14 protein-coding genes are annotated in these 18,833 nt (G+C 57.5%); 3 read left to right on the forward strand and 11 right to left on the reverse strand.

From position 1 onward, the window contains the following. Positions 1-6 precede the first annotated feature (6 nt). Positions 7-1,761 carry a PAS domain-containing methyl-accepting chemotaxis protein gene (locus tag ASF29_RS22420; RefSeq protein WP_062452897.1) on the forward strand — a complete coding sequence of 585 codons (1,755 nt, stop codon included), beginning with the start codon at positions 7-9 and terminating at the stop codon, positions 1,759-1,761. A gap of 71 nt (positions 1,762-1,832) precedes the next feature. On the opposite strand, the gene ASF29_RS22425 is transcribed toward ASF29_RS22420, so the two are convergent. From ASF29_RS22425 to ASF29_RS22475, 11 genes are all read right to left on the reverse strand, one after another. After that, entirely contained in the window at positions 1,833-3,488 is a 1,656-nt protein-coding gene (locus tag ASF29_RS22425; protein ID WP_062452898.1) for an OFA family MFS transporter, read from the reverse strand. 350 nt (positions 3,489-3,838) lie between these two features. Then, complete coding sequence (locus tag ASF29_RS22430; protein ID WP_062452899.1) at positions 3,839-5,860, reverse strand: cache domain-containing protein; 2,022 nt, start codon at positions 5,858-5,860, stop codon at positions 3,839-3,841. Further along, positions 5,853-7,238, reverse strand: a complete 1,386-nt coding sequence (locus tag ASF29_RS22435; protein WP_062452900.1) for a sigma-54 dependent transcriptional regulator — start codon at positions 7,236-7,238, stop codon at positions 5,853-5,855. Before ASF29_RS22435 ends, ASF29_RS22430 begins: the two co-directional genes overlap by 8 nt. Positions 7,239-7,391: 153 nt before the next feature. After that, positions 7,392-8,225 (reverse strand): formate dehydrogenase accessory sulfurtransferase FdhD, encoded by an 834-nt coding sequence (gene fdhD, locus ASF29_RS22440; protein ID WP_062452901.1) that lies wholly within the window; start codon positions 8,223-8,225, stop codon positions 7,392-7,394. Positions 8,226-8,519: 294 nt separating this feature from the next. Continuing rightward, on the reverse strand, positions 8,520-8,930 hold the full coding sequence (locus ASF29_RS22445) for a F0F1 ATP synthase subunit epsilon (protein ID WP_062452902.1): 411 nt from the start codon (positions 8,928-8,930) through the stop codon (positions 8,520-8,522). Between the two features lie 72 nt (positions 8,931-9,002). Beyond that, the gene (atpD, locus tag ASF29_RS22450) at positions 9,003-10,460 is read right to left on the reverse strand and encodes a F0F1 ATP synthase subunit beta (protein WP_062452903.1); all 1,458 of its coding nucleotides are present in this window, start codon (positions 10,458-10,460) and stop codon (positions 9,003-9,005) included. 24 nt (positions 10,461-10,484) lie between these two features. After that, positions 10,485-11,363, reverse strand: a complete 879-nt coding sequence (locus ASF29_RS22455; protein ID WP_062452904.1) for a F0F1 ATP synthase subunit gamma — start codon at positions 11,361-11,363, stop codon at positions 10,485-10,487. 28 nt (positions 11,364-11,391) lie between these two features. Further along, positions 11,392-12,921 (reverse strand): F0F1 ATP synthase subunit alpha, encoded by a 1,530-nt coding sequence (atpA, locus tag ASF29_RS22460; protein ID WP_045230844.1) that lies wholly within the window; start codon positions 12,919-12,921, stop codon positions 11,392-11,394. Continuing rightward, positions 12,921-13,487, reverse strand: a complete 567-nt coding sequence (locus tag ASF29_RS22465) for a F0F1 ATP synthase subunit delta (protein ID WP_200925567.1) — start codon at positions 13,485-13,487, stop codon at positions 12,921-12,923. The genes atpA and ASF29_RS22465 overlap by 1 nt, the downstream gene beginning before the upstream one ends. Positions 13,488-13,746: 259 nt before the next feature. Continuing rightward, positions 13,747-14,133, reverse strand: a complete 387-nt coding sequence (locus ASF29_RS22470; protein ID WP_062452906.1) for a hypothetical protein — start codon at positions 14,131-14,133, stop codon at positions 13,747-13,749. A 67-nt stretch (positions 14,134-14,200) separates the two neighbouring features. Beyond that, a complete protein-coding gene (locus ASF29_RS22475; RefSeq protein WP_062452907.1) occupies positions 14,201-16,432 on the reverse strand; it encodes a primosomal protein N' in 2,232 nt (743 codons plus the stop codon). 134 nt (positions 16,433-16,566) lie between these two features. Here ASF29_RS22475 and ASF29_RS22480 point away from each other — a divergent pair, with 134 nt between their 5' ends. Both ASF29_RS22480 and ASF29_RS22485 read left to right on the forward strand, forming a co-directional pair. Continuing rightward, a complete protein-coding gene (locus ASF29_RS22480) occupies positions 16,567-17,502 on the forward strand; it encodes a tyrosine recombinase XerC (RefSeq protein ID WP_062452908.1) in 936 nt (311 codons plus the stop codon). Between the two features lie 123 nt (positions 17,503-17,625). Continuing rightward, positions 17,626-18,723, forward strand: coding sequence for a TraB/GumN family protein (locus tag ASF29_RS22485; protein WP_082453707.1), 1,098 nt, complete (start codon positions 17,626-17,628; stop codon positions 18,721-18,723). The last annotated feature ends 110 nt before the right edge of the window (positions 18,724-18,833 follow it).

An 18,833-nucleotide genomic window follows, 5' to 3' on the forward strand; every position in this document is an offset into this window, starting at 1 on the left:
GACGACATGCTTTGGCTGGGAAAAAGCGCGGATGACCGGAATGTTCTGGAGGCCCTGTCGGCTTCTCAAGCCGTGATCGAATTCGACCTCAAAGGCAACATTCTGACGGCAAACAAAAATTTCTGTTCTGCTCTGGGGTATGAGCTGGCCGAGATCAAGGGCAAGCACCACCGGATATTCTGCGAGCCGGATTACGCGGGTTCCAAAGCTTACTCCGATTTTTGGGCAAGCCTTGGCAAAGGCAATTATGACGCCAGCGAATACAAGCGTATTTGCAAAGACGGTCGCCCGATCTGGATCGAAGCATCCTACAATCCCGTCAGCCGCAACGGCAAGCCCTACAAAGTCGTCAAGATCGCGATCGATATCACCGCCAAGAAGCTCAAGGCCTATGAAGACGAACGCACGCTGGAGGCTATCTCCCGTTCGCAGGCCGTTATCGAGTTCAAGCCGACCGGCGAGATCATCACCGCCAACGACAACTTCTGCAACACGCTGAACTACAGTCTGAGCGAGATAGCGGGAAAGCACCATCGCCTGTTTTGTGAGCCGGGCTATGCGGCATCCAAGGACTATGCGGATTTCTGGACGCGGTTGGCTGCGGGTGAATTCATTTCCGACGAATTCGTACGTTTCGGAAAGAACGGCAAGGAAGTCTGGATACAGGCCGCCTATAACCCCATTCTCGACAGTAGCGGCAAAGTCGTCAAGGTCGTCAAGTTTGCCACCGATGTCACACCGCGTATGAGCGCGATTTCGACACTGGGCGCTGCCTTACGCCTTCTTGCAGAAGGCGAGTTGCAACAGCGGCTCGACACGGCGTTCGTTCCCAGCATGGAAAAACTACGGGCAGATTTCAACGAAGTGATCGAGAAGCTACGCTCGACCATGCAGACGGTCGCCCAGAACGCCGCGACCATCGCCTCGGGCTCGGCCGAAATTCGCGTTGCCGCCGATCAGCTTGCCCGTCGCACGGAACAACAGGCCGCCTCGCTGGAAGAAAGCGCGGCAGCACTGGAAGAAATCACCACCACCGTCAAGGACTCCAGCAGGCGCGCAGATGAAGCCGGCAAACTCGTAGGCTCGACAAAGCAGAGCGCCGAAGTCTCTGGCGACATCGTCCACCGCGCCATCGGTGCCATGGACCAAATCTCGCAGTCATCCGGCGAAATCACCAACATCATCGGCGTCATCGATGACATCGCTTTCCAGACGAACCTGCTCGCTCTCAATGCGGGCGTAGAGGCTGCCCGGGCTGGCGAAGCGGGCAAGGGCTTTGCAGTTGTGGCCCAGGAGGTGCGTGAACTTGCCCAGCGCTCCGCAAGCGCTGCCAAGGAAATCAAGCAGCTCATCAACACATCGCGCCAGCATGTGGCCAACGGTGTGGAACTGGTTGGCCAGACGGGTGATGCGCTGAAGGATATTGCCAACAAGGTCGGGCTGATCGACGTCAACGTAACCGCGATTGTCGAGGCGTCGAAAGAACAGGCCAATGGCTTGGCGGAAATTAACGACGCCGTGAACCTGATGGATCAGGCAACGCAGAAGAACGCTGCCATGGTCGAAGAAACCACGGCTGCAAGTCATGGTCTCGCACGGGAGGCAGAAAGCCTGCGGCAATTGCTGACGCAGTTCAATGTCGGCAACAATTCGCAGCGTGTGTCGCAACAGGCGCCCGTGCCTCAACACGAAACACCCATGCCCCGTCTCGTCGCGGCGTCAGCCGGTGGATCAGCAGCGGCAAAATGGACTGAGTTTTGAAACTTTCGTGATGCCAAAGATAAAAAAGGCGACCCTTCGGTCGCCTTTTTCCGTTTTATGGTGCCGTTCCATCAGGTGAACAGAACGAACGTCTTCTGCAGTGTGATCCAGATACCCCAAACGATTGGAATACCCACAACGGCCCATGCGATTGCAGCCTTGGCGTCGAAACCGCCCTTGCCGATACCGAAAGAACCTGTCGGACCGCTGCTGGCGGCCGTCGTCTTGGCCTGAAGGGCCGCGACTTCCTCGTCCGACATATACCACTTGTCTGCCAGCGGCTTGACCATGAGGTTGGCGATGAGGCCCAGCACCAGCATGCCAGCCAGGATATACATGGTGAAGTCATAGACCTGCGCGCGCGGGATACCGGCTGCGATCTGTGCTTCGCGGATGTAGTTCACCACGACCGGGCCGATAATGCCCGCCGTTGCCCATGCCGTCAGCAGTCGACCATGGATAGCACCCACGAACTGCGTGCCGAAGATATCGGCCAGATAAGCCGGGATCGTCGCAAAGCCGCCGCCATACATCGACACGATGATGCAGAGCATACCGACGAACAGCGCCTTGTTGCCAAGACCTGCCGCCCATGGAGCAGACGCATAAAGCACGATGCCGAGCGCAAAGAATGTGAAGTACGTGCCTTTGCGGCCAATACGGTCAGACAGCGATGCCCAGAAGAAGCGGCCAGCGATGTTGAAAACCGAGAGAAGTCCGGTGAAGCCGGCAGCAATCGCGGCGATCTGTGCCAGTTGCTCAGGTGTCAGGTCGGCGAATTTCACTTCGGGAAGACCGATGAGCGAACCGGCGAAGATTTCCTGAAGCATGGGCGATGCCATGCCGAGAACGCCGATACCAGCCGAAACGTTGAGGCAAAGAACGAGCCAGATCATCCAGAACTGCTTGGTCTTGTGCGCATTCTTGAGGTGCACGTGGCGGGTGGTGATCATCGAGTTCTTGGCCGCAGGTGCGGTCCAGCCTTCAGGCTTCCAGCCAGCAGGTGGAATGCGATAACCGAAAGCGCCAGCCATCATGAAGACGAAATAGATCGCAGCCATGACGAGGAAGGTTTCCCAGACGCCGATGGAAACATCCGTGCGGAAGTGACGCATCAGCGCATCGGCAAGCGGTGCACCAATCATCGCGCCGCCGCCAAAGCCCATAATGGCCATACCGGTTGCCATGCCGCGACGGTCCGGGAACCACTTGATCAGAGTGGAAACCGGAGAAATGTAACCGAGGCCAAGGCCGATACCGCCGATGACGCCAGCGCCGAACCACATCAGCCACAGCTGGTGGGTCATGATGCCAATGGCAGCGATGGTCATACCACCGCACCAGCAGATGGCGGATACGAAGCCTGCCTTGCGCGGACCAGCGCGTTCCAGCCAACCGCCCCAGATGGCCGCAGAGCAGCCGAGCAGCACGAAGAACAGCGTGTAGATCCAGCCGAGGTCACTGACGCGCCAGTCGCAGGTCGTCGTGAACAAAGCCGATGCCAGGTTGAGATCGGCGCAGGCGACGGTCGAGGTGATGCCGATTGCCTTGGTCAGCGGCAACCAGAATACCGAGAAGCCGTAAGCCATGCCGATGCAAAGATGGATGGCCAGCGCAGCCGGTGGAACCAGCCAACGGTTGAAACCGGGTTTGGCGATAATGCGTTCGCGGTCCAGGAGACCTGCACCCGCGGCCACCGGCGCGAGCGTTTCGTTCGTCGCAGTCATGTGTGTCCCTCCATTCACCGATATCGGTGAATTTCGATGTTGTTATTCGTTCCGAGGTTTGCGGCGTGACCGTCGATTACTCGACAGGCCACGCCCTCATCCATATGAAACAATGTCCCAAGCCCACGGACCCGAAAGCGCGGCAGCTCCTTCTTTGGAACGCTCACACGCAAGGGTCTTTGTGTTGCCGATGACTACTCAGCAATTCCCGTGCCAGAAACAGAATTGTTATTTATCAAAGTGATAGTCGCAACGACGCGAACCGCTGGGACAAATTGTCCCGGCAATGCGACAAAATGTCCGCAATTTCGCTTTTATTTCGCCATTTTCGACATTAATCATCCAAGCAGTCAGACAGCTTCCGGTAACCATATTGTAAAAGCGGTACCGCTGTTGACGGCGCTTTCGACAGTGATCTCCCCGCCCTGCCGTGCGACCAGCATCTGGCTGACAGAGAGGCCGAGCCCGGTTCCCTCCTGCCGTTTGGTCGTAAAAAACGGGTCGAAAATCCGCTCGACAACGTCTGCACTCATACCGACACCCGTGTCCGCAACGATGATCGCGACACCTCTGGCTCCATGACGTTCTTCATCCACATCAGTCAAAGTGAGCGTGCCACCCTGCGGCATGGCATGGGCGGCATTGACAATGAGATTGACCAGAACCTGTTGCAGTTCTGTCCGGTTCATCGCCAGAAGACCCTTGGCGCCGTCATGCCTGACGACATCGATGCCGGCACGATTCAAAACATGTTTGACCAGCGGCATGCAGTCGGAGATGACCGTACTCGGACTCTGGCGCTCCACATAACCGGCGAATTCTTCCGGCCGCGCGAATTGCAGAAGCTTGCCCACAATTCTGCTGATGCGGTCGACCTGATCGTCGATCAGATTGAATTCGGTTCGGGCGACATCTGCCGTGTCACCAAGCATGGCGCGGGCGACTTCCAGATTGCCCTGTATGACGGCGATCGGATTGTTTATCTCATGGGCGACACCAGCGGTGATTTCACCGATCGTTGCCAGCTTTTCGGACATGACCAGCTGTTTCGTCGTGGCTTCGAGACGCAGATTGGCAAGCTGCAACTCCTGTGTTCGCTGCTCCACCCGTACGTTCAGCTCTTCGTTCCACGCCCGGAGTTCCCCCTCACGCTGCTGCAACCGATCCAGCAACTCATCGAGATGCACCGCCACCTGGCCGATTTCATCGCCGATCGGCGGCAGGCCGGTACGGGCGCCGAGGTCACCGTCATCGACCTTGGAGATCGTCTGCGTCATTCTCTCCAGAGGTTTGAAGATACCTCTAGCCCATCGCAGGAAGACGGGAATACTGAGGATGGTGATTCCCAGAAAAGCCGCGATCACAGATCCCAGCGTTTCATATTTGGCACGCGCAAAGGGGGCTTCGAGAAAACCGACATACAGCATGCCGACCCGTTTCCCATAACTGTCTACCAGTGGCTCATAGGCTGAAATATACCAGTCATTGACGACAAAAGCGCTATCCAGCCAGACCTGCCCTGCCCCTAGAACGGCCGAATGCACCGCCTCCGACACGCGAGTTCCCAGGGCACGGCGATTCTCGAACAGGCGAACATTGGTGCTGATCCTGACATCGTCCAGAAACAGCGTCGCAGTGCCTTGGCTTCCCTCGGGCAGGCTGGCCTGCCGATAGACGAGATCGTTGATCGTATCGATGAAGTCGAGATTCTGATTGAGCAACCGGCCGCCGACAAGTGCCGATGAACCGCCATCCGGCAGCCGCAGGGGGCTTGCGGCATGGATCATCATGCCTCGCGTTTCCACAGTCCTGTCGGCGGCATGTGCTGATTGGGTCGGGACGAGTTCGAGATGGGCTCGCTCGACAAGTGAAGGCGACAGGGCAGCCAAATCCTGCTGTGAGAAGATGTCGATCGCATAGGATGCCTTACCTGCGAGTGCCGTTGCCCGCACCGGCCAGTCTACGCGGATATTCGTCGCCCGCGTACCTGCGCTTGCAGAAATCTCACCCTTGCCATTTACGACAAAGAGAAAATCGAGATTGAGCTTTCTTCTGTTGTCCTCCAGAAGTGCAGCGAGCGAACCCTGATCTCCGCTAGCAACGATATCGCGCAACTGCACGGAATTGGTGATCGCTTCAAGACGTTCACCTGTATTTTCCAGAATTGTCGCCAGATATTGATGGGCCACCGTCAAGTCGCTGTTGACCTTGGTTATGAGCAAGGCATCGAACTTGCCGCTCCAGCGCACCATGGTGACGCCGAGCAAGAGCGGCAGGATCACCAGCGTCGGCAACAAGGCGATTGCCAGAAGCCTGAAGCGGACAGACCGCAAGGCTTCGAAAAATGGGGGGAGGCCCGTCGTTTTAGCCATGCCAGGACGACATTTTACGATCGATCGTCTTGCGCGAAATGCCCAGACGCTTGGCCGTTTCATCACGATTTCCGGCCATTTCACTGAGCACAGCCAGGATGTGTCGTCGCTCGACCTCCTCAAGCGTGCCGGTTGCGGCTGCAGCGGAACCGCTTGCGCGCAAATCAAGTGGGAACCGACCCAGAATAAGGCTCCGTTCGATAAAATTGCGCAATTCACGAACGTTGCCGGGCCAATGATAGGCGAGCAGCATGGCGCGCACCGCATCGTCAATTGCCACGGGCGGCATGCCCAGTTGCTGCGACAGCTTGTTCATGAACAGCTCGGTCAATTCCAAGACGTCTTGCTCACGGTCACGCAACGGAGCCAGATAGATTTGCATGACATTGATGCGATAGAACAAATCCGCCCTGAACCGCCCCTTCTCCACATCGGCAGCCAGATCGGCATTTGTCGCAAAGATGAAGCGGATGTCGACAGGCACCTCCCGCTCCGCGCCCACAGGTCGAATTTTTCTATCTTCGATCACACGCAGAAGCTTGCTTTGGAGTGCTATCGGCATCTCGCCGATCTCATCCAGAAACAGCGTTCCGCCCTGCGCATGCAGGAACAACCCTTCCCGCCGGGTGTCTGCACCTGTGAAAGCGCCTTTCACATGGCCAAAAAGCTCCGTTTCCAGCATGTCTGCAGGAATGGCCGCACAGTTGATCGGCACGAACGGCTTGTCGGCCCGATCCGACAGGTCGTGGATGGAATGCGCCAGAACTTCCTTGCCCGTACCAGACTCCCCGGTGAGCAGCACCGATGTGGGCAGCGGCGCAACACGGCTGATCATTTCTCGGGTCTGCTGAATGGTGGCCGAGCTTCCCACCAGCTTGTCGCGCAGGAAAATATGTTCGGATGCCGTCTTCAATTGATATTTCAGCGCCGAATTTTCCCGCTGCAGATTTGAACGGTCGAGGGATCGTGAGATGGCATTGAGAATCTGGTTCGAGCGGAACGGCTTCAACACGAAGTCTGCCGCACCCGCACGGATGGCCTGAATGGCGGTGTCCAGATCGGCATAGGCGGTCATTAAAATCGCGTCTGCATAAAATCCGATCGCTCTTTGCTCAGCCAGCCATTCCAGCCCCGTCTTTTTCGGCATGATGTTATCGAGAATGACGATATCGAAATGTCGCTCATCAAGTTTTCGCGTGGCCTCCGCCGTGTCGGCTGCCTCATCGACAAAACCGCAACGGGTTTCGAGGGTCCGCATCAGGAAATTACGCATACCCGGCTCGTCATCGATGATGAGAATGGATGCCTTCGCCAACCATGGGCCGAAGTCAGTTTCCGACGTGGTGTGCCGTGTCTTGGAAATCGGGTCTTGCTGCATGCTCGTCTCCCGGAACCGCCGTGGGACGCAGCCCGTCAAATAGGGTCGTGAAAGCAGCAGGGCATCGCGTTGCTGGCCATGCCGCTGACATTTCGAATGATGCTCAATGGACGAATATCAAAACCGGCGAACAAATCAAAACGATTGCATGGGTTACATTTGCGATTCTGCGGACGCGCCGGAAAAGACAATGCGATCCGGCCGCGTAAATATTTCCATATCGTCACCTCTCACAAGAGCAACCAGTGTCATGCCAGCTTTGTGCGCGGTCTCGATTGCGAGCGCCGTGGGAGCGGATACAGCAGCAAGGATTGGGCTTCCCAGCAGCGCCGCCTTCTGTACCATTTCAACGGATATACGGCTGGTGACGACGACAACACCAGATGCCCCTTCAAATCCTCCACGCAGCACACCGCCAGCGAGCTTGTCCAGCGCATTGTGGCGACCGACATCCTCTCGCGCAGCAATCAGGCCGCGTTGGGGGACGTAAAAGCCCGCTCCGTGAACCGCTCGGGTCTGGCGAAAAACGAGCTGCGCTTCGTGCAGCGCTTCCATGGCGAGCACCAGTTCTGCCGTTTCCAAAGCGAGCGTTGCCTTGGATACATCCGGAACCGGCCTCACAGCCTGCTCGATGGATTCAATGCCACAAAGCCCACAGCCGACCGGGCCCGCCATGTGGCGCCTGCGCAGCCGCAACGCATCCGCCTGCTGATCAAGCAACGTCACCTGCACATCATAGCCCTGCTCGGTGCGAATAACGTCAACCGCCTCGATCTGTTCAGGATCGGAAATGATGCCTTCAGTCAAGCTGAAGCCGTAAGCGAAGTCCTCCAGATCAATCGGCGACGCCATCATGACGGCATGGGTTGATCCACCATAGGAGAACGCGACCGGGACTTCTTCCGCTACCTCTCGATCGCCTGTCGTGACAGAGCCGTTTTTCAGCGCGATGCGCGTGAGAGAACGAAAGGCTGATATGGCAGACATGGCAAACCTCTGTGATAGCGCCATCAGGCGGAAACATCACGGCGTATGGATTGTGGAAGCAACAGTGACCAACAGTTTGAGTGTGTCTTCATCAAATGACAACGCCCTAACCGAGCGACACATCTCCCATTTGAAGCACCCTCACGTGAACCCGCTGCCCGTTCAGGCGAAGCTTTCCGAAGGGCCAGATAACGCTAGACCCCAAAACCCATCCACAAAAAGAAAAAGCGGCCAAATGGACCGCTTTTCTCCAATTTTTGTGGGCAGTCGTTCTTACGAACCCGCCCGGTGCTTTCAAGCGGCGACGAGAACCTCATGCAGGTTCGTCAATTCGTAGAGATGCTTTTCGAGCTTGGTCAGATGCTCGTGGTGATGATTGCCTTCTTCGATCTCCGAACGGGCAGCATCGATACGCTTCTGCAAGTCATCAGGGCTGATGTCGTCGGCAGGCGTCGCAGATTCGGCAAGCAAGGTGCAGCCGCTCTGAACGATATCCGCAAAGCCACCAAAGACCACGTATTTGTGCGTCTCGCCGGATGCGAACTTCACCGTGACCAGACCGGGCTTGATCGTGGTCATGACAGGCGCATGATTCGGCAGAACCGTCATTTCGCCGAGCGTAGCCGGAATGACAACTTCAGTGACCGTTTCGGAAACAAGCAGACGCTCCGGAGAAACAAGTTCGAATTTGAAACTGTCGGCCATGGCTATTCACTTCTTTTTTGTTGCGCGACGGACAAAGGCGCGTGCAAAAGCCACGCGCCTTTTTGACGATTATCAGGCGACTTCGCCAGCCATCTTCTTGGCCTTTTCGATGGCTTCTTCCATCGAGCCGACCATGTAGAAAGCAGCTTCCGGCAGGTGGTCATACTCGCCGTTGACGAGACCCTTGAAGCCCTTGATCGTGTCTTCGAGAGCCACAAGCTTGCCCGGAGAACCGGTGAAGATTTCGGCCACGAAGAACGGCTGGGACAGGAAGCGTTCGATCTTACGAGCGCGCGCAACAGCCAAACGGTCTTCTTCAGACAGTTCGTCCATACCGAGAATGGCGATGATGTCCTGAAGAGCCTTGTAGCGCTGCAGGGTCATCTGAACCTTACGGGCAACTTCATAGTGCTCTTCGCCAACGATCATCGGGTCGAGCATGCGCGACGTGGAGTCGAGCGGGTCAACAGCCGGGTAAATACCCTTTTCAGCGATCGAACGCGACAGAACCGTCGTTGCGTCCAAGTGGGCAAAAGAAGTTGCCGGTGCAGGGTCGGTCAAGTCGTCGGCAGGCACGTAAATAGCCTGAACCGAGGTGATCGAACCCTTGGTCGTGGTGGTGATGCGTTCCTGCATCTGGCCCATGTCGGTCGCCAGCGTTGGCTGATAACCCACAGCGGAAGGAATACGACCCAAGAGAGCCGACACTTCGGAACCAGCCTGCGTGAAGCGGAAGATGTTGTCCACGAAGAACAGAACGTCCTGGCCCTTGTCGCGGAAGTCTTCAGCGATGGTCAGACCCGTCAGAGCAACGCGGGCACGCGCACCTGGTGGTTCGTTCATCTGGCCGTAAACGAGAGCAGCCTTGGAGCCTTCGCCGCCGCCATGCTTGTTCACGCCGGATTCGATCATTTCGTGGTAAAGGTCGTTGCCTTCGCGGGTACGTTCACCCACGCCGGCAAATACCGAGTAACCACCGTGCGCCTTGGCGACGTTGTTGATCAGTTCCATGATGAGAACGGTCTTGCCAACGCCGGCGCCGCCGAACAGGCCAATCTTACCGCCCTTTGCGTAAGGCGCGAGAAGGTCGACGACCTTGATGCCGGTGACCAGAATCTGGCCATCTGTCGACTGCTCGACGTAGGATGGTGCTTCCTGGTGAATAGCGCGCTTGCCGGAGGTAACCAGCGGACCTGCTTCGTCAACCGGCTCGCCGATAACGTTCATGATACGGCCGAGTGTCTCAGGACCGACAGGAACGGTGATCGGAGCGCCCGTGTCGCGAACGGCCTGACCGCGAACCAAACCTTCGGTCGAGTCCATGGCGATCGTGCGAACAACGTTTTCGCCGAGATGCTGCGCAACTTCGAGAACCAGACGGTTGCCGTTATTGTCAGTTTCGACCGCGTTGAGGATCGCAGGCAGGTCGCCTTCGAACGCCACGTCGACAACAGCGCCGATAACCTGCGTAACCTTGCCGGTCGCGCCAGTGATCGCTGCGGTTTTCTTGGGGGTAGCTGCCTTAGCCATTATCCTTACCCTCTTTCCTTAACCTCAGAGCGCTTCCGCGCCCGAAATGATTTCAATCAGTTCCTTGGTGATCTGAGCCTGACGCTGACGGTTATAGGAAAGCGTCAACTTGTTGATCATTTCACCGGCGTTGCGCGTGGCATTGTCCATCGCGCTCATCTTGGCACCCATTTCGCCAGCAACGTTTTCGAGCAGAGCCCGGAAAACCTGAACCGAAATGTTGCGCGGAATAAGGTCTTCCAGAATGGAAGCCGCATCCGGCTCGTATTCATAAATCGCCGTCGTTGCAGACTGCTCAGCTTCGACCGCAGGCGCGGCAGCAGGAATAAGCTGCAGACCTGTCGGGATCTGGCTGATGACCGATTTGAACTCGGAATAGATCAGCGTGCAGACGTCGAACTCACCGGCATTGAAACGCGCGATGATCTTCTTGGCGATACCATCGGCGTTCTCGAAACCCACCCGCTTCACGTCACGCAGTTCAATGCGCTCGATGATATTGGACGAGAATTCGCGACGCAGGCTATCGTAGCCCTTTTTGCCGACAGTCATGATCTTGACCGTCTTGCCCTGAGCGATCAGCTTACGAGCGCGATCACGGGCAAAGCGGGAAATCTGCGCATTGAAACCACCGCAAAGACCACGGTCAGCCGTGCAGACGACGAGCAGATGCACGTCGTCCTTGCCCGTACCGGTCATTAGAACCGGAGCAACGTCTGCCTCTACCGCCTGAGCGATATTGGCAAGAACGGCACCCATGCGCTGCGAGTAAGGCCGGGCGGCCTCCGCAGCTTCCTGGGCGCGCCGAAGCTTCGCCGCGGCGACCATTTTCATCGCCTTGGTAATCTTCTGCGTCGCCTTTACGGAGGCAATGCGGTTTTTCAGATCCTTTAGTGAAGGCATCCGTTATCCGTCCCAGTCACGAGGCTAATCAGGAGAAAGACTTGGCGAAGTTCTCAAGAGCAGTCTTCAGCTTGCCCTTGGTATCATCGCTAACAGCCTTTTCCGTGCGGATGGTGTCGAGAATGTCCTTGCCTTCCGAACGAAGGTAAGACAGCAGACCCTGCTCGAACTTGCTGATATCTGCAACAGCGACCTTGTCCAGGTAACCGTTCACACCAGCGAAGATCACGGCAACCTGTTCTTCAGTCTTGAGCGGGGAGAACTGTGGCTGCTTGAGCAATTCGGTCAGACGTGCACCACGGTTCAGCAGGCGCTGTGTGGAGGCATCGAGGTCGGAACCGAACTGGGCGAACGCTGCCATTTCACGATACTGGGCAAGCTCGCCCTTGATCGAACCGGCAACCTGCTTCATGGCCTTGATCTGAGCAGCAGAACCAACGCGCGAAACCGACAGACCAACGTTAACAGCCGGACGGATACCCTGATAGAACAGGTCGGTTTCAAGGAAGATCTGGCCGTCGGTGATCGAGATCACGTTGGTCGGAATGAACGCGGAAACGTCGTTACCCTGCGTTTCGATGACCGGCAGAGCCGTCAGCGAACCGTTGCCAGCATCGTCACCCATCTTGGCGGCGCGCTCGAGCAAACGGGAATGCAGGTAGAAAACGTCGCCAGGATAGGCTTCGCGGCCCGGAGGACGGCGCAGAAGAAGCGACATCTGACGGTAGGCAACAGCCTGCTTGGAAAGGTCGTCGTAACCGATCAGCGCATGCATGCCGTTATCACGGAAGTATTCGCCCATGGCGCAACCGGCAAACGGTGCTAGATACTGCATTGGAGCAGGATCGGAAGCCGTTGCGGCAACGATGATCGAGTACTGCAGAGCGCCACGCTCTTCCAGAACCTTCACGAACTGGGCAACGGTCGAACGCTTCTGGCCGATAGCCACGTAAACGCAATACAGCTTTTCGCTGTCCGGACCGTTATCGTGAATGGCCTTCTGGTTGAGGATCGTATCCAGAATGATAGCAGTCTTGCCGGTCTGACGGTCGCCAATGACGAGCTCGCGCTGGCCACGACCAACCGGGATCAGAGCGTCGATGGCCTTGAGGCCTGTCGACATGGGCTCATGAACCGATTTACGTGGAATGATGCCGGGGGCCTTGACGTCAACGCGCGAACGGCGCGTTGCGTTGATCGGGCCCTTGCCGTCGATCGGGTTACCGAGAGCATCGACCACGCGGCCGAGAAGCTCTGGACCGACAGGAACGTCAACGATAGCGCCAGTCCGCTTGACGGTGTCGCCTTCCTTGATGTCACGGTCGGAACCGAAAATAACAACACCGACGTTGTCGTTTTCGAGGTTGAGTGCCATGCCGCGAATGCCGCCTGGAAACTCGACCATTTCACCGGCCTGAACATTGTCGAGGCCGTAAACGCGGGCGATACCGTCACCGACGGAAAGCACCTGGCCGACTTCCGAGACTTCTGCCTCGTTGCCGAAATTTTTGATCTGGTCTTTTAGAATTGCGGAAATTTCCGCGGCGCGGATATCCATCAGCCAACCTCTTTCAGTGCAAGCTTAAGGGTGGAAAGTTTGGTGCGAAGAGACGTATCGGTCTGGCGCGAGCCAACCTTGACGATGAGACCGCCAAGAATGGAAGGATCGACGGTCAGCACGACCTTCACATCCTTGCCAGTAACGCTCTTCAGCGCCGCCTTCAGTTCAGTTTCCTGCGCCTCATCCAGCGCATGTGCCGAAGTAACTTCGGCAGTGATCTCACCGCGATGAGCGGCAACGATTTCACGATAAGCAACGACCATGCCGGGAACGGCAAACAGGCGACGGTTGCCCGCAACGACCTTCAGAAAATTCGCAGCCAGACCGGAGATGCCTGCCTTCTCAGCGATTGCGGAAATAGCCTTAGACTGCTCTTCCGCAGAAAAGACCGGGCTCGCAACCAGACGCTTCAGATCTGCGCTTTCGTCAAGCATAGCCTGAAACTTGTCGAGGTCGGCACCGACCGCTTCAATCACACCCGCTTCCAGAGCAAGCTCGAAAAGCGACGACGCATACCTTTCCGCTACACCGGATGTTCCATGGGAGGTATCTGCCACGGGCACTTTTTCCCTGCTAATCGTCCAAGAAAGCCAAGCTGAGGACCAGCTCCACCAAATTCTTGAAATCGTTTCAATTTCCCCGAAAAAGGCCGGAATTCCCCCCTGCCTTATCTCGATTTCGCGGTCCGTCTAGCATAGGACGCCGGGACTCGCAACACGCGTAGTAACGGAAACTGTCTTTTGGGCAAGAGGGATGACGTTAAATTTTCCGACATCACCCAAGAAAGAGGGGAAGAAAGGCGAATTCGTGCGCCTCCGTCTCCTAGACCCAGCCGAAAACATACATCAGCGGCAGTGCAGCGAGCGCTGTATGAACAACCAGGAGTAGGCAATTTCGTATAGTTGCGCCTCCGTCCGACAGAATCGACAGCACGGCACCGAAAACGGCGATCGCAAAGGATATGCCAAATGCCAGGTAGACCATCGGCTGCGCCAGAAGCAGGGCGCTTCCCCCAAAGCCCAGATAAAACCCCGCCAACGACGAGCGCAAAAGCACCATACCGTCACGACGATCTGACAAATAGCTCAAGCCGAAAAAGCGAAATGTCAGCCCCGGCGCAAACATGATGACAAGCCCGATGATGGCAGAGGCGGCGGCGGCGGAAAAAGCCAGTTGCTCACCAAATTCCGTTGGAAAGTAAAATTCCATGTGATCGTCCCCAAATCAGTATTCCCCTGCCGCCTTATGGCATGACGCAGGAATGATCGAAAGAAGGTCAGAGAAAACTTTGTGGATCGATATCGACCTGCACATGGATCGATCCGCGCTCCTTCGGCCCGCTGCCCAGCATGGCGCGCATGAAGGACTGCATGTCCGAGTTTCGCTTGCCATGAACCAGCAAACGGAAACGGTAACGCCCACGGATCAGCGCCAGCGGCGCTTCGGCAGGGCCCAGAAGCATGATGCCGGAGGCTTGAGGCGCAGACGCGCGTAGACCACGCGCATGCGTTTCAGCCTCCGCGCGCGTATCTGCGGAAATGATGACCGATGCCAAGCGCCCGAATGGCGGCAGCAACGCCTTCTCGCGTTCGATCACTTCCCGCTCATAAAAGGCTGCGGCATCACCGGAGACGATGGCCTGCATGACCGGGTGTTGCGGCTGATAGGTTTGCAACAGGCCATGGCTCTTCAGGCCCGTGCGGCCAGCGCGCCCTGTAACCTGTGACAAAAGCTGGAAGGTGCGCTCGGCTGCACGCGGATCACCATTTGCCAGACCGATATCGGCATCGACAATTCCGACCAGCGTCATCAGCGGAAAGTTATGGCCTTTCGCCACCAACTGCGTGCCGATGACGATATCCGCCTCGCCCTTGACGATGGCCTCCAGCTCCAGCCGCAGCCGTTTGACGCCCATCAGGTCCGAAGACAGCACGATGGTCCGCGCTTCGGGGAAATGTTTCTCCACCTCTTCGGCGATGCGCTCCACACCGGGGCCGCAGGCCGCGAGATGATCGAAGGTGCCGCATTCCGGGCAATGGTCCGGCGTCGGCTGATTGTGGCCACACTGGTGGCACTGGAGCTGACTGCGGAAACGATGCTCCACCAGCCAGCTGGAACATTGCGGGCACTGAAAGCGATGCCCACACACGCGGCATAATGTCAGCGGTGCATAACCACGCCGGTTCAGGAAAAGCAGCGACTGCTCGCCCTTCTCCATGGTTTTGGCAATGCCGCGCAACAGCACCGGAGACAGAAAACCGCCGCGCTCCGGTGGGTGGCGGCGCATATCGACCAGATGCAGGTCGGGCATGGCCGCATCGCCAAAGCGCGTGTGCAGATGAATGGTGTTGTAGCGGCCAGACGTACCGTTGACCTGACTTTCAACCGAGGGTGTGGCGGACACCAGCACGACCGGGAAGTCCGCGATGCGGGCCCGCACCACCGCCATGTCGCGAGCATTATAATAGACACGATCTTCCTGCTTGTAGGCGGGGTCATGCTCCTCATCCACGATGATAAGGCCGAGATTATCGAATGGCAGGAACAGCGCCGAGCGCGCACCGGCGACGACCCGCACCTCGCCCGTCACCGTCTGGCGCCACACTTTTTCTCGCATGCGCGGTGACAGATCCGAATGCCATTCCGCAGGCTTTGACCCGAAGCGATCCTGAAAACGTTCCAGAAACGAGGCGGTCAGCGCGATTTCCGGCAAAAGAATCAGCACCTGTTTGCCCTGCCGCAAGGTCTCGGCCACTGCTTCGAAATAGACCTCAGTCTTGCCGGAACCCGTCACGCCATCAATCAGCGAAACCGCAAACCCACCCTTCTTCACATCCTCCAGAATTTCAGACGCGGCCTGCCTCTGCGGACCTTCAAGGCGGGGCTCGGTATAATCAGGGTCCGGCTCCGCAACAACGGCAGGCGCAGGCAGGAACACGCTTTCGAAAATACCCTGCTTGGCAAGACCTTCGATGACGCTGGCAGAGACGCCTGCGGCATTGGCAAGTCCGCTTTTGGTCCAGGCGTGCCCTTCTGCGGCAAGCTCCAGCACCCGTTCACGCGCAGGCGTCAAGCGTTCGGGCCTGGCTTCGGTCAGGCGAAGACCTTCGATCATCGGTTCGGGATCGAAAGCGGCTGGGGCGCGTAGCGCCATGCGCGCCACGAGGCCGGGGGGCGACAGCGTGTAAGCGGCGACCCAGTCGATGAAGCGGCGCATCTCCTCGCGGATAGGGGGGCAATCGAAGGTCTTGGTGATGGGCCGCAGCTTCTTCGGATCGACGGCATTGCCATCGCTCTTGTCCCAGACCACACCGATCACCTGCCGCGGGCCTAACGGCACCTGCACCACCGAACCCGGCTCGACCACCATACCGTCCGGCACCGCATAGCTGTAGGGCCCGGGTGCTGGCAATGGCACCAGAACGGGAACAGCCGAAACAGGGTCGGACGAAGTGGGCTTGCGCTGATCGAACAGCGCCCCGAACAGATCGGTCGAATCTTTTGCCATGATGCTGGCGACAATGCCCTCTGGAAACGGGAAAGGGAACCTTTAGCGGAGACGGGCCTGCCATGTCATCTGCATTTTAACCAAATACAGATGACACCTGCTTTAGGATCGCGTGCCAACAAAGGGACTATAGCTTGGAAGACATCCTCACCTTTGCCGATCAGGAGCTTCTGAACGAGCGGCAGCTATGGCTGTCGTCGCTTGAAGGCGAAAGGCGGCTGGCGGACAACACGCTGGAAGCCTATGAGCGCGATACCAGACAGTATCTGATGTTCATGACGGGTTATCTCGGGCATCCGACACGCATCAAGGATGTCAGCAATCTGCGCCCTGTCGATCTGCGAGCCTTTCTCGCAGCCCGGCGCAAAGAGGGTTCCGGTGCGCGTTCGCTCGGTCGCCATCTCGCCGGTCTTCGATCGTTCCTGCGATATCTGGAGAAAAAGGGGCTGGTCAACGCTGCCGGTGCCACGGCTATGCGCTCGCCCAAACAACCGAAATCCCTGCCCAAACCGCTGACGGACCGTCAGGCGCTGAAAATCACAACGGCAGACGCGCAGCTTTCCGAGGAGCCCTGGATTGCGGCCCGCAATGCCGCCGCGCTTGCTCTGCTCTATGGCTGCGGCTTGCGCATATCGGAAGCACTGGATTTGACGGCATCCGACCTGACCGCTGGCACCCGCAGCCTGCGCGTCACCGGGAAGGGCAACAAGATGCGCATCGTTCCCCTGCTTCCTGTCGTCCTTGAAACGGTCGATGCTTATCGCAGGCTGTGCCCCTATCATCTGTCACCCGACGAGCCCTTGTTTCTGGGCGCTCGCGGCGGCAAGCTTCAGCCGGCCATCATTCAGCGCGAGATGCAGAAATTGCGCGGCGCTTTCGGCTTGCCAGACAATGCAACGCCGCACGCGCTGCGCCATTCCTTCGCCACCCACCTGCTGGCAGGCGGCGGAGACCTTCGCACCATCCAGGAACTGCTCGGCCATGCCAGCCTGTCCACGACGCAAATCTACACCGGCGTCGATACGGCAAGGCTCCTCGAAATCTACGACAACGCCCACCCGCGCGCATGATGTGACTTACTTTCGAGCGATGATTAAAAAGAGACAAGCGCTAACGACTTATTAACCAAGCACGTTAACCGTCCGTGCAAAACCCCGCTCTTATAAGCGATGGCATGAAACGGGGGTGATTCGATGATTGTTCTTTCCAGACCGCAAACCATGACATCCCTGCTGATGGGCCGCATGGGAGACGCACTTTTGTGGCTGTTTGCTTCCGTGCACGTGGTCGCCGTCGCCGTTCTCCTGCTCACCCTGCTGTCGCTGACAGAAGCGCAGGCAGCGGAGCCCACCGTGACCTGCGCGGGAAGCGACCTTCTTGTCGATATGCAGAAGAACGAGCCTGCGCGCTACGATGCCATCGTCACCGAGGCAGACGCAATCCCGAACGGCAAGGCGACATTCTGGAAAATCGAAAAGGCCGGTGCCGAACCATCCTGGCTGCTCGGCACCATGCATATCTCCGATCCCCGCGTTCTGGCCATGCCGGAAGGCGCCAAAGCCGCTTTCGATAAAGCAGCTGTTGTCATCGTCGAATCGGATGAAATCACCAGCGAGAAGGAGGCATCTGCCAAACTTCTGGAACAGCCCGAGCTGATGATGTTTCTGGACGGCAAATCCATCACCGATATGCTGCCGAAAGACGATGTCGCAAAGCTCGAGGCGGGCCTGCAGGCACGCGGCATTCCCTTGAACGCCGTCTTAAAAATGAAGCCGTGGATATTGTCCAGCTTCGTTGCTCTTCCCGCTTGTGAGTTTGCCCGCAAGGCACGCGGTGCGCGCTTTCTCGATATGAAGCTCGCCAATGATGCTCTGGCTGACGGCAAACGGCTGGTCGGGCTCGAAACACTTCTGGAACAGATGAAGGCTCTGTCCGATCTGCCCATGTCCTTCCATATCCAGTCCTTGATCGACATGCTGCAACTGGGCGACCGCATGGAGGACGTCATGGCGACGATGATCGACCTTTATCTGAAAGGCGACGTCGGAATGATCATGCCGATGATGAAAAGCATCGACGCCAATATTAGTGAAAGCGAAGCTGGCTATGAGGCCTTCGAACAGCGCATCATCGACGACCGCAACCACGTGATGGCCGATCGTGCCGTACCGCAGCTGGAACAAGGCAATGTCTTCATGGCGGTCGGGGCATTGCACCTGCCTGGCAAGGTCGGCCTTGTCGAACTTTTGCGTGCGAAAGGCTTCAAACTGACCGCTGTCCACGCGGGCTAATCGCGCCGTTAACCTCTTGTAAAATTAGAAAATTCTAATTCTAAAAAATTGTGCGTGATGCAACTTTCTCGCGCGCAACTCATTCCCCGTTCGAGGAACGCCGTGCGTTC

The organism is Rhizobium sp. Leaf262, assembly GCF_001422245.1.
Taxonomy (GTDB): Bacteria; Pseudomonadota; Alphaproteobacteria; order Rhizobiales; family Rhizobiaceae; genus Agrobacterium.